Annotated in this window: 13 protein-coding genes; all 13 read left to right on the top strand. The window is 34.5% G+C overall.

Annotation, left to right across the window (positions count from 1 at the left end; genetic code table 11):
- Position 1: 1 nt before the first annotated feature.
- From IW16_RS18905 to IW16_RS18845, 13 genes are read left to right on the top strand one after another with little or no spacing between them, the layout of a single operon-like run.
- On the top strand, positions 2–919 hold the full coding sequence (locus IW16_RS18905; RefSeq protein WP_165572006.1) for an O-antigen ligase family protein: 918 nt from the start codon (positions 2–4) through the stop codon (positions 917–919).
- 10 nt (positions 920–929) lie between these two features.
- A complete protein-coding gene (locus IW16_RS18900; RefSeq protein ID WP_034748082.1) occupies positions 930–2,117 on the top strand; it encodes a glycosyltransferase family 4 protein in 1,188 nt (395 codons plus the stop codon).
- Positions 2,101–3,024 (top strand): hypothetical protein, encoded by a 924-nt coding sequence (locus tag IW16_RS18895; protein WP_034748079.1) that lies wholly within the window; start codon positions 2,101–2,103, stop codon positions 3,022–3,024. The genes IW16_RS18900 and IW16_RS18895 overlap by 17 nt, the downstream gene beginning before the upstream one ends.
- An 8-nt stretch (positions 3,025–3,032) precedes the next feature.
- Complete coding sequence (locus IW16_RS18890; protein ID WP_034748076.1) at positions 3,033–4,178, top strand: N-acetyl sugar amidotransferase; 1,146 nt, start codon at positions 3,033–3,035, stop codon at positions 4,176–4,178.
- Positions 4,175–4,789 carry an imidazole glycerol phosphate synthase subunit HisH gene (gene hisH, locus IW16_RS18885; protein WP_034748075.1) on the top strand — a complete coding sequence of 205 codons (615 nt, stop codon included), beginning with the start codon at positions 4,175–4,177 and terminating at the stop codon, positions 4,787–4,789. The genes IW16_RS18890 and hisH overlap by 4 nt, the downstream gene beginning before the upstream one ends.
- A 6-nt stretch (positions 4,790–4,795) precedes the next feature.
- The gene (locus tag IW16_RS18880; protein WP_034748072.1) at positions 4,796–5,560 is read left to right on the top strand and encodes an AglZ/HisF2 family acetamidino modification protein; all 765 of its coding nucleotides are present in this window, start codon (positions 4,796–4,798) and stop codon (positions 5,558–5,560) included.
- Between the two features lie 4 nt (positions 5,561–5,564).
- Positions 5,565–7,379, top strand: a complete 1,815-nt coding sequence (asnB, locus tag IW16_RS18875; protein WP_034748069.1) for an asparagine synthase (glutamine-hydrolyzing) — start codon at positions 5,565–5,567, stop codon at positions 7,377–7,379.
- A gap of 10 nt (positions 7,380–7,389) precedes the next feature.
- Positions 7,390–8,424: a polysaccharide biosynthesis protein gene (locus IW16_RS18870; RefSeq protein ID WP_034748066.1), complete on the top strand. Its 1,035-nt coding sequence runs from the start codon at positions 7,390–7,392 to the stop codon at positions 8,422–8,424.
- 9 nt (positions 8,425–8,433) lie between these two features.
- Entirely contained in the window at positions 8,434–8,859 is a 426-nt protein-coding gene (locus tag IW16_RS18865) for a WxcM-like domain-containing protein (protein WP_034748063.1), read from the top strand.
- Positions 8,859–9,977 carry a polysaccharide biosynthesis C-terminal domain-containing protein gene (locus IW16_RS18860; RefSeq protein ID WP_034748060.1) on the top strand — a complete coding sequence of 373 codons (1,119 nt, stop codon included), beginning with the start codon at positions 8,859–8,861 and terminating at the stop codon, positions 9,975–9,977. Before IW16_RS18865 ends, IW16_RS18860 begins: the two co-directional genes overlap by 1 nt.
- Before the next feature lie 3 nt (positions 9,978–9,980).
- The gene (locus IW16_RS27155) at positions 9,981–11,195 is read left to right on the top strand and encodes an O-antigen ligase family protein (protein WP_034748057.1); all 1,215 of its coding nucleotides are present in this window, start codon (positions 9,981–9,983) and stop codon (positions 11,193–11,195) included.
- Positions 11,143–12,279, top strand: a complete 1,137-nt coding sequence (gene wecB / locus IW16_RS18850) for a non-hydrolyzing UDP-N-acetylglucosamine 2-epimerase (protein ID WP_034748511.1) — start codon at positions 11,143–11,145, stop codon at positions 12,277–12,279. The genes IW16_RS27155 and wecB overlap by 53 nt, the downstream gene beginning before the upstream one ends.
- Before the next feature lie 3 nt (positions 12,280–12,282).
- Positions 12,283–13,488 (top strand): glycosyltransferase family 4 protein, encoded by a 1,206-nt coding sequence (locus IW16_RS18845; RefSeq protein WP_034748054.1) that lies wholly within the window; start codon positions 12,283–12,285, stop codon positions 13,486–13,488.
- The last annotated feature ends 78 nt before the right edge of the window (positions 13,489–13,566 follow it).

Raw genomic sequence — 13,566 nt, 5'->3', positions numbered from 1 at the left:
CATGTTGCTTAATTTTTTTACAGTACTGTATCCGCTCTTGGCATTTAAAAATGTAATTTTCAAGGAACTTCAGAGGCTTATGTATGTGATCGGAATTTTCACGATCTGTATTTTGTTCTATGTTTATTTTACGATTACATTCATTATCTTTTTTGATAAAACCCAGTCTGTAGAAAATTTACCTACTTATCTTGCTGTGGGGATTATGCTGTCAGCATGTTTTGTTTTTTCCCTATCAAGTAAGCCTACCATATCAGTCATTGTATATCGACTGATTATCTTGTTTCTCTTAACTCAGCTAGGAGGAAGAGGTCCACTGTTTAATTTGATTTTAAGTCTGTGTATTTATTATGTTCTGAATTTAAAGAACCTTAAATTCAATTATAAAGTAGTTCTGTCTTTTACAGCAGCTATTCTTGTCATGGTTTTCTATCTGGATAATATTATTGAATTGGTTCTGGAAAACGTAAACGTTGACAGATTTAATATGGTAAAAGCTTCATCCGAAGACGGTAGCGTTTTGTATCGTGTGTTTGTGATGAAGAGAGGGCTCGAAACTTTTTACGAACATCCGTTTACTGGTTTGGGAATAGGTAGTTCAGGTATAGCTCTTACTGGGGAAGACCAAGTAGAATTCCCTCATAATCTGATTGTGGAGAGTTTGATGGAGCTTGGGATATTAGGTGGCCTGCTGTATCTTGGGATTTATATTTATTTTTTTGTATATCATTTGAAATATATAAGAAAAGATAAGAAATTACTTATTATGTATATTGTAAGCCTTTTATTTTTTCTTGAAGATATGAAAAGTGGTTCTTTTGATTCATGGAGAATTAGCTTAATGTGGATCAGCCTTTATGTAATACAATATAATTTCCAGATGAATTCTAAAGCTCTTCCGGAAAAAAACACTAAATAATAGAAATAAGATGAAAATATTAATGCTTTGTGAACTTTATGTGGAAAGTCTGGAATATCAGGAAAATTTATTGGTGAAATACTATCAAAAACATGGCCATGAAGTGACGGTGATCACTTCCACCTATGATAATGTATTTGACTATTACAATAACATTCATGATAATTCTAAGCCTGAAAGAATATTGTATGATCATGGAGCTAAAATCATAAAGCTTCCTTTTAAATTCAATTACCTGGGGAAAATTAAAAAATATACATCCATTACAAAAATTGTCGAAGAAGTTAAACCTGACCTCTTATACATTCACGATATTATGCCTAATATGTTCGAAATGCTGGACTACAAAAAAAGAAATCCTCATGTGAAGATGATTATGGACTATCATTGTGATTACAGTAACTCTGCTAATAACTGGCTTTCTTTAAATATTCTTCACAAGATATTGAGGAAATATTTATACATGAACCCGATCCGTAAACATATCTCAAAATTTTATCCAATAGTTCCGGGAAGTACTAAATTTCTTAAAGAGGTATATGGCATTCCGGTCAACGAAATGGAAGTTCTTCCTCTGGGAGCTGATACAGATATGGTGAAAGAATTGAAAACACAGGGAGTCGGAAAAGATATCAGAGAAAAAATGGGAATTACAGAAAAGGATGTTGTAATTTTTACAGGGGGAAAATTTACACCTGCAAAAAAAACCGATCTTCTTCTCAAAGCGTTTAACGAAATTAATGATGAAAGACTACATCTGATCATAGTTGGAGATGCAGATCAGTATAATCAGGAGTATAAAAAAGAATTATTAAGTTTGTCAGATAATAATCCGAATATTCATTATATTGGATGGTTGAATAATAAAGGAGTATATGAGCATCTTTCGGCCTCGGATATTGCTGTATTTCCAGCCAGCCAGTCTATAGTTTGGCAGCAAGCCATTGCTTCAGGACTTCCTTTGATTGTGGGAGATGTAGGAGAACAGTCTGTACAGTACCTTAATGAGTTCGGTGCAATTATTGAACTGAGTAAGGAAAATATAACTAAGGAAAATATAAAAAAGAGTATTGAAGAGATCTTATATGTTGAAAATGAGCTCAGTTTAAGAAAAGAATTGGCTTCAAAAACAGCAGCGAAATACCTCGACTGGAATCACCTTATTAATAAAACAATTTCACATGTCAAAACTACTTAGTAACAGTATTTTATGTCTTGTATTCTTTATTGGGGTAATACATACTATTTCTGCACAAAAGAAAATTTACAAAACACTTCCTGACGTATTGATTGCTTCCGGAAATAAAAGTGTTGAGTACAAAAAATTTGTCTCTGATAATAATATAAAGTTGGTAAGTTTTGTTAATGACAGACAGTTTCTGGACGAGAAAATAGAATTTGCCTTTAATCCTGAATATCTGCGTGAGCAGGTAAGATTGGCTTATCCTGATCCTAAGGCAAAAGGGATGGCTTATATAGATTTGGAATATCCTTACCTTGAGTATTTGATGAATGAAGATGTATCAAGTGATAATTTTAAAAAAAGTTTAAAACTTTTTTTGGGTGTTTTAAAATTTGTAAAAACAGAGCGCCCTGATGTCAAATGGGGGTATTATGCCATTCCTTTTACTTCATATTGGGAAAGAAAACCAGATTTTTTTGAAAGGCATAAAAAAGTTCAGGAAATTATTAACAATAGTGATGTACTGTTTCCTTCGATTTATATTTTCTATAATAATACAGATTTTGACGCAGAAAACATTGATTATTTAAAGGATAATACCAAAGAAATGATCAGAATCGGAAAAATCTACAATAAAAAAGTATATCCTTTTATAATGTCCCGTTACCACCCTTCAACTGCTAAAATTGGAAATGGAAGAATAAGTACAGAAAATTTTAGAACATATGTTTCTGAAATGATGAAAACAGATTATAAAGGGAAAAAAGTAGATGGAATTGTTTTATGGAATTTCGATGACTATTCCTATAGAATTAACGAACCAAAGATCCATGAAGAATTTAGTAAAAGTAAAATTAATTTTGATAAGTTTTACGATAGCTATATCATCAGCTTATTAAATATAATGATAAAAGAAAGATAACATAAAAAATGGGAAAAGAAAGTACTTATCAGATTTGCACAAAAACAATTATGGATACTACAGATCCTAATATTGTTTTTAACGAAAAAGGAGAAAGTGATTATTATATCAATTATAAAGAAAGTATTCTGCCCAACTGGCATACAGATGAAAGAGGGCTTAGAGAGCTTGAACAGGAAGCAGAGAAAATAAAAAAAGACGGTAAAAACAGAGACTTTGATTGTATTATCGGACTAAGTGGCGGACTGGACAGTTCCTATGCAGCCTATGTAGCCAAAGAGATAATGGGATTACGCCCACTTATTTTTCATGTAGATGCAGGATGGAATACAGACAGAGCAGTGAGCAATATTGAAAAACTTGTAAACGGGCTTAATTTAGATCTGTATACTGAAGTGATCAATTGGGAAGAAATGAAAGATCTTCAGGTTGCATTCCTGAAGTCACAGATTGCAGATCAGGATATGCCACAGGATATCGCATTCTTTTCAGGTCTTTATAAGTTTGCTAAAAAAAATAAAATAAAATATGTCCTAACAGGTGCAAACCTTTCTACCGAATGTTGTCGTGAGCCTGAAGAGTGGGGTGCATATCCAGGAATTGATAAAACCTTAATCTTGGATATTCACAAAAAATTCGGAAAAAGAGATCTTAAAACGTTTCCGATCGTAGATATCATGAGCTACAAACTGTATTACAAATATGTTTTGGGAATGCAGGTATATAAGCCTCTGAACTGTCTGCCATATATTAAAAAAGATGTTGAACAGTTATTGCTAGACAAATATGGATGGGAGAGTTTCCAGCATAAACACCACGAATCAAGATTTACCAGATTCTTCGAAGATTATTGGATGCCAAGAAAATTTGGATATCAGAAAAGAAAGGCCCATTTCTCAAGTTTGATTCTTACAGGACAGATGACCAGAGAAGAAGCTTTGGAAAGAGTATCTAAACCGGAACTTTCTGAAGAGTTTTTGCTGAAGGAATTCGAATATGTTGCTAACAAGCTGGACCTTACTACGGATGAACTTCAGAAATTATTTGAAGGAGAAAACAAAACATACCACGATTACAAGAATAAAAGACAACTTATTGGACTTGGTGCAAAATCGATGAAAGTATTGGGATTAGAAAAAAGATTATTTAGATGATAACACTTATTGATTACGGGGTAGGAAATATCAATGCCTTTGTAAACGTATATAAAAGGGTTGACGTTCCAGTTAAAATAGCTAAAACTAAAGAGGATCTGGAAGGCGCAGAAAAATTGATTCTTCCGGGAGTGGGGCATTTCGACCACGCAATGAATCAGTTGAATAACTCTGGTATGAGAGATAAGCTTGATGATCTTGTGTTGGGTCAGAACATTCCCGTTATCGGAATATGTGTGGGAATGCAGATGATGGCGAATAATAGTGATGAAGGAAGATTAGACGGGCTTAAATGGATTGACGCTTCCGTGAAGAAATTTGACGAAACAAAAATTCACCAGGTCACAAGACTTCCGCACATGGGATGGAATGATGTAAAACCAGTTAAAGATCTTCAGTTATTTAAAGGTCTTGAAAGAGATTCTATTTTTTACTTTCTTCATACTTATTATTTTCATTGTAACAATCAGGAAGATATAATGGCTATTACAGATTATGGCGGTGAATTTGCTTCAGCTGCACACCATGAAAATAAATATGGGATACAGTTTCATCCAGAAAAAAGTCATCATTATGGCGAAATCTTATTACACAACTTTGCAAAATTATAATAAAAAATGCTGAGGCCAAGAATTATACCGAGTCTTTTACTCCAGGATAATGGACTTGTAAAGACTGTCAATTTTAAAAACCCCAAATACGTCGGTGATCCCATCAATGCTGTAAGGATATTTAACGAAAAAGAAGTCGACGAACTTGCCATTTTTGATATCGATGCTACAGCAAAGGGTCTAGAGCCGAACTACAGCTTGATTGAGAGAATAGCTAACCAATCCAGAATGCCGCTTTGTTATGGTGGTGGTGTGAAAACGGTAGAGCAGGCTCAAAAGATTTTTGGTCTGGGAATCGAAAAAATAGCACTTTCTTCTGCTGTACTTCAAAATCCACAGCTCATTGGCCAGATTGCAGAACGTGTGGGTTCTCAAAGTGTAATCGTAGTTTTGGACGTAAAGAAAAAGCTTTTTGGAGGATATGAAGTGTATACGCACAATGGTAAAAAATCTACAGGAATTGATCCGTTTAAGTTTGTAGAAGAGGCACAAAAGCTTGGTGCAGGTGAGATAGTCATTAACTCAATAGATCAAGATGGTGTTATGAAGGGTTATGATATGGCCTTAATTAATAAAGTAAGAGAAAAAATATCACTTCCTCTTACGGTTCTGGGAGGGGCAGGTTCATTGAATGATGTCAAGCAGGTTATTGATAAACATGGAATAATAGGAGTAGCAGCAGGAAGTTTATTTGTATTTAAGGGAGTTTATAAAGCAGTTTTAATAAATTACCCTACTTTTGAAGAAAAAGAAAAATTAATACAAAACTAACTGAATGTGTGGGATAGCAGGAATAGTTTATAAAAATCATACGATGGTGAAAGAGGAGGCTCTCAGAATGATGACAGATAAAATGTCTCACAGAGGTCCTGATGCGGAAGGTTTTTTTATTAAAGAAAATTTAGGATTAGGACATAGAAGACTTTCCATTATTGATACAAGCGAATCTGCTAATCAACCGTTTTTCCTAGATGACAAACATGTCATGGTATTTAATGGAGCAATTTATAATTATATTGAATTAAGAAAAGAACTTGAAAATTATGGATACTTATTTAAAAGCGCATCCGATACCGAAGTTTTAATTGCTTCCTATGATTATTGGGGAGAAGAATGTATTAAAAAATTCAATGGAATGTGGTCTTTTGTTATTTTTGATTCAGTAAAAAATAAATTATTCTGCTCCCGAGACCGTTTCGGAATCAAACCCTTTTATTATTTTGTAGATGATAGCCAATTTATTTTTGCATCCGAAATTAAACCTATTCTAGAAATTCAAAAAGTAGAAGAGGTAAACACAAAAGTACTACTTGAGTATTTGATTGTCAATATGTCTGAACAGTCTGAACAGACATTTTTTAAAAATATATTAAAGCTTCCGGCATCCCACAACTTAATTTATGATTTAAAACAACACTCAATCAGTATTTATAAGTATTACGATATTGAGTTTAAAAAAGATATTAATGATTTGAATCTGGAAGAGGCCGGAGAAGTATTTGAAAAAGAGTTTGAAAAATCTATAAAATTAAGACTGCGTTCAGATGTGAAAATAGGAACAGCCTTAAGTGGAGGTCTGGATAGCGCTTACGTTGCAGCAATAGCCAATAAAATTCTTGCCGAAGAAGAAAATTATGAAAAACTTACTGCAATAACCGTAGGCTCAATAGATGAAGCTTCTGATGAAAGCAAACTTTCTGATATTACAGCTAGGGCTTTAGGAATAAAACATGATGTGGTAACGCCAAAATCCAAAGAATTTCATCATACCTTTGAAGAAGTGATTTTCAAACATGAAGAACCTTTCGGAGGTATTTCTGTTTATATGCAAAAATTTTTAATGAAAGAAGCAAATGGTCTAGGAATTAAGGTGCTTCTTGACGGGCAGGGTGCAGATGAGATTCTTTTAGGATATAAAAGCTATGCTGTAGCTTATATGAAGAACCAGAATCTGTATCAAAAAATAAAGCAGCTACACAAAATAAAAAAGCATTACAGTATATCCTTATTGGAAGCAGGGGGAATGTATCTTTATTTTTCGCTGTTCTTTATGCGTAAATTGAGGCTCAAAATGAGAGGTGATATTTTAAAGAAACAATACAGTGGCCTTATTGATTTTAAAAAAATAAAGGGAGTTACCAAATCATATAAAGATATTTTTGAACTCCAAAAAAGTGAAATATTCCGGGACCTCCTTCCTGAACTATTAAAATGGGAAGATAAAAACTCTATGAGCTATTCTATAGAGTCGAGGCTTCCGTTTTTAGATTATAATTTTGTTGAAGTTTGCCTTTCCATAAATAATAAGTTTAAAATAAAAAACGGGTGGTCCAAATACATTCTGAGAAAAAGGCTTGAAAAATATCTTCCTGATCAGATCACATACAGTACGAGAAAAATTGGCTTCGATGCACCTACCGAACATTGGTGGCCTAGATCACAAAATATTATTGAAACCATCAACAACTCCAAAATTATTCAGGAAATTTCAAAAAAGAAGTTTAATTTTATAAATGACAGAAGTTTAGAATGGAGGCTTTACAACATTGCAGTTTGGGAAAAGCTGTATAATATGACGATAGAAAAATAATAAAACGCATATGCAGATAAAAGATAAAATACTTCTTATTACAGGAGGAACAGGTTCATTTGGAACCGCTGTATTGAGAAAATTTATAAATACAGATCATTTCAAGGAAATACGTATTTTTTCACGTGATGAAAAAAAACAGGACGATATGAGGAATCAGTTTAAAAATGATAAACTGAAATTTTATATTGGAGACGTTAGAGATTATAAAAGTGTGGAACCCGCCATGAGAGGAGTGGATTATGTTTTCCACGCCGCTGCCTTAAAACAGGTTCCATCATGTGAATTTTTTCCTATGCAGGCCGTGAAGACAAATGTTGAAGGAACACAGAACGTTATCGACGCAGCTGCACAAAACAAAGTGAAAAAAGTAATCTGTCTCAGTACAGATAAAGCTGCTTACCCTATCAATGCCATGGGGATTTCCAAAGCAATGATGGAAAAAGTAGCTGTGGCAGCTTCACGTAATTTAGAAGATACTACAGTTTGCCTTACCCGGTACGGAAACGTTATGGCTTCAAGAGGATCCGTAATTCCATTGTTTATAAAACAAATTAAAAATGGCGACCCCATTACCATCACAGATCCCAATATGACTAGATTTTTGATGTCTTTGGAAGAAGCAGTTGATTTGGTACTGTTTGCATTTGAGCATGGAAATTCCGGTGATTTATTTGTGAATAAAGCTCCTGCAGGAACCATTGGTGATCTTGCACAGGCATTAAAGGAAATGTTTAAGGTAGATAATGAAATAAAAATTATAGGAACCAGACATGGAGAAAAGCTTTACGAGACATTATGTACACGTGAAGAAATGATCAAAGCTGAAGATATGGGTGATTTTTACAGAATCCCCGCAGACAACAGAGATCTGAATTATGCCCAATATTTTTCCGAGGGAATCGATGATATTTCAAAAATTGAAGACTATCATTCTCACAATACAGAGCAGCAGGATGTGGAAGGAATGAAAAAGCTTATGCTGAAACTTCCATTGATAAGAAAAGAGGTTCTTGGAGAGGATATTATGCAGTATCCCGACTAAAAATAGCAGATGGAAATACCTGAATTGATTGGTGGAGGAAAATATTCTGATGAAAGAGGAAGTCTGTTTTTCAACAACAGTTTTGATGCAGCCGCTATCAAAAGAATCTATTTTATAGAAAACGCAGATACGCAATTGATAAGGGGATGGGCCGGCCATAAAATTGAGCAGCGATGGTTTTCAGCAGTACGGGGAGGCTTTCTTATAAAATTAATAAAAATAGATAACTGGGAAACCCCATCAGCAGAATCTGAAATCCTGGAATTTGAAGTCAATGCAGAGACTCTAGATGTACTGCATATGCCTAAAGGATATGTAAGTGCAATACAGGCAAAAACAAAAGAAGCAAAACTGCTGGTGATGGTAGATCACGCTTTGGGAGAAGTTGATGATGACTATCGGTTTCCGGTGGATTATTTTAAAAAATTATCATGATGAAGAAAATAGGAATTACCGGGCAGAAAGGTTTTGTCGGTTCACATTTATACAATACATTAGGCCTAAGGCCGGAAGATTTTGAAAGGGTAAACTTTGAAAAAGAATACTTCGAAATTCCTGAAAAAATGGATGAATTTGTACAACAATGCGACGTAATTGTTCACCTTGCTGCCATGAATCGTCATCCCGATCATGAAGTCATTTATGCAAGCAATGTAGAACTGGTAAAAAAACTGACTGACTCTCTGGAAAGAACTTGCTCTAAAGCTCACGTACTCTTTTCATCTTCATCTCAGGAGGAAAAAGACAATCTTTACGGGAAATCTAAAAAAGAAGGCCGCGAAATACTCGCTTCCTGGGCTGGAAAATCAGGAGGAACATTTACAGGAATGATCGTTCCCAATGTCTTTGGACCCTTCGGGAAACCTAATTACAATTCATTTGTAGCTACTTTCTGTTACAAGCTTACCCATGGAGAAACCCCTGTGATTGATAACGACGGTGAAGTAAAACTGATTTATGTGGGAGAACTGGTTCAGGAAATTATCCGTCAGATAGAGAACGGAGAAACAAGCGATGCCTATGAAGTTTCCCATACATCCGTTAATAAAGTTTCGGAAGTACTGGCCAAACTGGAAAACTATAAAAAACTGTATTTTGATAATGGTGAAATTCCGGTATTGGAGTCTAAATTTGATTTAAACCTTTTCAATACGTTCCGCTGTTATTTTGATATGAAAGATCATTATCCAGTTCAATTTACACAACACACAGATCCAAGAGGTGCTTTTGTTGAGGTGATAAGACTGGGAATCGGAGGGCAATGTTCATTTTCCACTACAGTTCCGGGAATTACACGCGGAAACCATTTCCATACAAGAAAAATAGAAAGATTTGCGGTTATTAAAGGAAAAGCCTTGATTCAGCTTCGTAAAATAGATACCGACGAAGTTCTTGATTTTTATCTGGATGGTACAGACCCTGCTTATGTAGATATGCCGGTATGGTATACTCATAATATCAAAAATATAGGGGATGAAGAATTATATACCATCTTCTGGATCAACGAACCTTTTAACCCGGAAGACGCAGATACTTACTTTTTGGAAGTGTAAAGTATGATTTTGTTGAAAAAAAATAATCTGGAATTTGTATTTTTATTTCTGGTAACCTTTGGATATCTATTTATTTATTCATTAGCGTTACCGGTTAAAATTCCTAATGTATATTTTTCAATTCCTTTCAAAAGTATAGTATTTTTAACAAGCCTGTATCTTATTTTTCTAAATTTCGACAATATAAAGAAAAGGAAATGGACTATTGCCTTTATAAGTATGTTCTGGTTTTTTTATGCATTTAAATCTTACTACAGCTTTCAGAATTATACTTTTGTACCGGAAGCTAAAAGCATGCAGTACTGGACTTACTTCAAAATAATCTTCGTTAATTTGATTCCGTCAATAGCTATTCTAAGTATAACCATTACCAAAAAAATGGCAGAAAAGCTAGTACGTCTTAGCTTTCATTTTTTATTGATAATAATAGGAATCAGCTGCCTTTATACAATTCTCATTACTCAGAATTTCTCAAGATCCACAGGTATTTTCGACAGATATTATATTACTACGGGACACTATGGGCTTTGTCTGATGATACTGTCTGTTTTTTATTATTTTGTTAATAGGAAAAAAATTGTAAAACCCACACTAGGATTTTTGATGGGGCTATTTACAATCTGCATATCATCTGCACGTAGTCCCATTTTGGCTGCAGCTGTAATTATGTTAGTGATGCTTTTGTATATTAATAAGCTGAAATATTGGCTTGCCCTGGTGTTTTTTATACTTATTTTTGTAGCAGGTATTTACTTTATAAGACACAGCTCATATGCTACAGAGTACATTGTAAGGCTATATGATGCTATTTTTGAAGGAAATGCGTATGGAAGATCATATTATTTAGGAAAAGGATGGGAGATCTTTGAGAATAACATATTCTTTGGGGGGCGTACTTTGTTTGAAAACTGGATGTATCCCCATAATATTTTTGTGGAAGTTCCCATGGCCATGGGCGTAACCGGTGGAATTCTGCTGATTCTTTATTTTAAAGATCTTTGGAAATTCAAACTGGAATATATAAAACAGAATATTTTTTATCTGCCTTATTTTTTATTTTTTATTCAGTATTTGGTACTGATCCAAACCTCATACTGTATTTTTGATAATGTTGAATTCTGGTGCTTTGCAGCAGTAATTATATCTATAATATTATTTTGTTATGATGAAAAAATTAAAAGTAATGACAGTCGTGGGAACGCGACCGGAAATTATTAGACTATCGAGAGTATTATCGGCTTTGGATGCATCCGAAGCCGTTGAACATATCATTGTCCACACCGGACAGAATTATGATTATGAACTTAATCAGATTTTTTTTGAAGATCTGGGTTTAAGAAAACCGGACTTTTTTCTGGAAGCGGCCGGAAAGACAGCCACTGAGACTGTTGGGAATATCCTGATTAAAATCGATCCGCTTCTTGAGGAACAGCAGCCAGATGCATTTTTAGTGCTGGGAGATACCAATTCTTGTCTGTGTGCTATTCCTGCAAAGAAAAGACAGATTCCTATTTTCCATATGGAAGCAGGTAACAGATGTTTCGATCAGCGTGTGCCGGAAGAAACCAACCGAAAAATCGTAGACCATACTTCGGACGTTAATTTAACGTACTCAGATATCGCCCGTGAATATCTTTTAAGAGAAGGTCTTCCGGCGGACAGAATTATCAAGACAGGTTCTCCGATGTTTGAAGTTTTAAATCATTATCTTCCTGATATCAAAAGTTCTGGTGTTCTTTCAAGACTGGATCTGGAAGAAGGAAAATATTTCGTGGTTTCATCACATAGAGAAGAAAATATCAATTCGGAAAAGAACTTCAGAGGTTTAATAGACAGTCTGAATGCAATCGCTGAAAAATTCAATTATCCTATCATTGTTTCTACTCACCCGAGAACCAGAAATATGATTGATAAAATGAAACTGGAAGTAAGACCGGAAATACAGTTTTTAAAACCACTTGGTTTTCATGATTATAATGCCCTTCAGATGAGAAGTTATGCTGTTCTTTCTGATTCAGGAACAATCTCAGAAGAGTCTTCAATACTGAACTTCAGAGCACTCAATATCAGAGATGCCCATGAGAGACCGGAGGCTATGGAAGAAGCATCAGTAATGATGGTAGGGATGTCACCCGACAGAATTCTTCAGGGACTGGTACAGCTTGAGGAGCAGAAAATAGGAGCGGAAAGAAACTACAGACAGGTTGCCGATTATTCGATGCCTAATGTTTCCCAGAAAGTGGTAAGAATAATTTTAAGTTACACCGACTATATCAACAGAGTAGTTTGGAGAAAGAGCTAAGGAATGAATGTACTTTTTCTTACGTTAGCGAAAATAAATACATTACAGGAACGCGGTATTTATCATGATCTGATGCAGGAGTTTTCCGATCATCAGCATGACGTGTATATTGTATCTCCTGTAGAAAGGCGCGAAAACCAGAAAACAACATTAAAAAAGGAAGGTAACGCATCTTTTTTAAATGTAAAGACCTTAAATATCCAGAAAACTAATTTTATAGAAAAAGGAGTTTCCACTCTGACTATTGAAAAGTTGTTTTTAAGGGCTGTAAAAAAACACTTTTCTGAAGTGAAGTTTGATCTGGTTATTTATTCAACACCACCTATCACATTTACGGGGGTCATAAAATACATCAAAAAGAGAGATAATGCCAAAGCTTATCTGTTGCTGAAAGATATTTTCCCACAAAATGCAGTAGATATGAAACTGATGTCTGATAAAAGTTTTTTGTACAAATATTTCAGAAAAAAAGAAAAAGAACTGTATAGCGTTTCAGATAAAATAGGATGTATGTCTGAAGCCAATTTGCAGTTTGTGCTGAATCACAATTCAGATGTTTCAAAGGAAAAGGTAGAGATCAATGCGAATTCTATTCGCCTGCAGTCTTCCAAAATTCATTCTGATCAGGAGAAAACCGCGGTAAGAATAAAATACGGAATTCCGACAGACAGAAAAGTCTTTATATATGGTGGGAACCTTGGAAAGCCTCAGGGAATAGATTTTCTGATAGAAACATTAAAAGCAAAATCAGAAGATGATAAAGTATTTTTTGTTGTAGCCGGTTCAGGAACAGAGTACGATAAGATCAAAGACTGGTTTGATATTTTTAAACCTAAAAATGCTTTATTGCTTTCTGCTGTTCCCAAGGTAGATTATGATTTGCTGGTACAAGCTTGTGATGTAGGTTTGATCTTCTTACATAAAGATTTTACAATCCCAAATTATCCCTCAAGACTGCTCTCGTATCTTGAGTTCAGAATGCCGGTTCTTGCAGCTACAGACCCTAATACAGATATTGGAACTGATATTGTGAAAAATGGCTGCGGAATGTCCGTATATTCAGGAGATTTGCCTGCAATGATCGATGCAGTGGATATGCTGATCAACATGGATGGTATTAAATTTGAAGAAATGAGGCGGAATAGTCTCGAGTTTTTGAAAAGAGAATTTCAGGTAAGCAGATCATATGAGAAAATAATAGAATTATAATAATCATAGAAAAGGATTAATTTTTTTTAATTTTACACATAATAGGAACTCATGAGTTATCAGGAGAAAGAAGTTAAA

Source organism: Chryseobacterium vrystaatense (assembly GCF_000737765.1).
Classification (GTDB): Bacteria; Bacteroidota; Bacteroidia; order Flavobacteriales; family Weeksellaceae; genus Chryseobacterium; species Chryseobacterium vrystaatense.
This window is presented reverse-complemented; position numbering and strand designations above follow the sequence as displayed.

Bases quoted from the DNA above. Each gene is read 5' to 3' on its own strand.
- IW16_RS18905 (WP_165572006.1), top strand. From the start codon at position 2: ATGTTGCTTAATTTTTTTACAGTACTGTATCCGCTCTTGGCATTTAAA.
- IW16_RS18900 (WP_034748082.1), top strand. From the start codon at position 930: ATGAAAATATTAATGCTTTGTGAACTTTATGTGGAAAGTCTGGAATAT.
- IW16_RS18895 (WP_034748079.1), top strand. From the start codon at position 2,101: ATGTCAAAACTACTTAGTAACAGTATTTTATGTCTTGTATTCTTTATT.
- IW16_RS18890 (WP_034748076.1), top strand. From the start codon at position 3,033: ATGGGAAAAGAAAGTACTTATCAGATTTGCACAAAAACAATTATGGAT.
- hisH (WP_034748075.1), top strand. From the start codon at position 4,175: ATGATAACACTTATTGATTACGGGGTAGGAAATATCAATGCCTTTGTA.
- IW16_RS18880 (WP_034748072.1), top strand. From the start codon at position 4,796: ATGCTGAGGCCAAGAATTATACCGAGTCTTTTACTCCAGGATAATGGA.
- asnB (WP_034748069.1), top strand. From the start codon at position 5,565: ATGTGTGGGATAGCAGGAATAGTTTATAAAAATCATACGATGGTGAAA.
- IW16_RS18870 (WP_034748066.1), top strand. From the start codon at position 7,390: ATGCAGATAAAAGATAAAATACTTCTTATTACAGGAGGAACAGGTTCA.
- IW16_RS18865 (WP_034748063.1), top strand. From the start codon at position 8,434: ATGGAAATACCTGAATTGATTGGTGGAGGAAAATATTCTGATGAAAGA.
- IW16_RS18860 (WP_034748060.1), top strand. From the start codon at position 8,859: ATGAAGAAAATAGGAATTACCGGGCAGAAAGGTTTTGTCGGTTCACAT.
- IW16_RS27155 (WP_034748057.1), top strand. From the start codon at position 9,981: ATGATTTTGTTGAAAAAAAATAATCTGGAATTTGTATTTTTATTTCTG.
- wecB (WP_034748511.1), top strand. From the start codon at position 11,143: ATGAAAAAATTAAAAGTAATGACAGTCGTGGGAACGCGACCGGAAATT.
- IW16_RS18845 (WP_034748054.1), top strand. From the start codon at position 12,283: ATGAATGTACTTTTTCTTACGTTAGCGAAAATAAATACATTACAGGAA.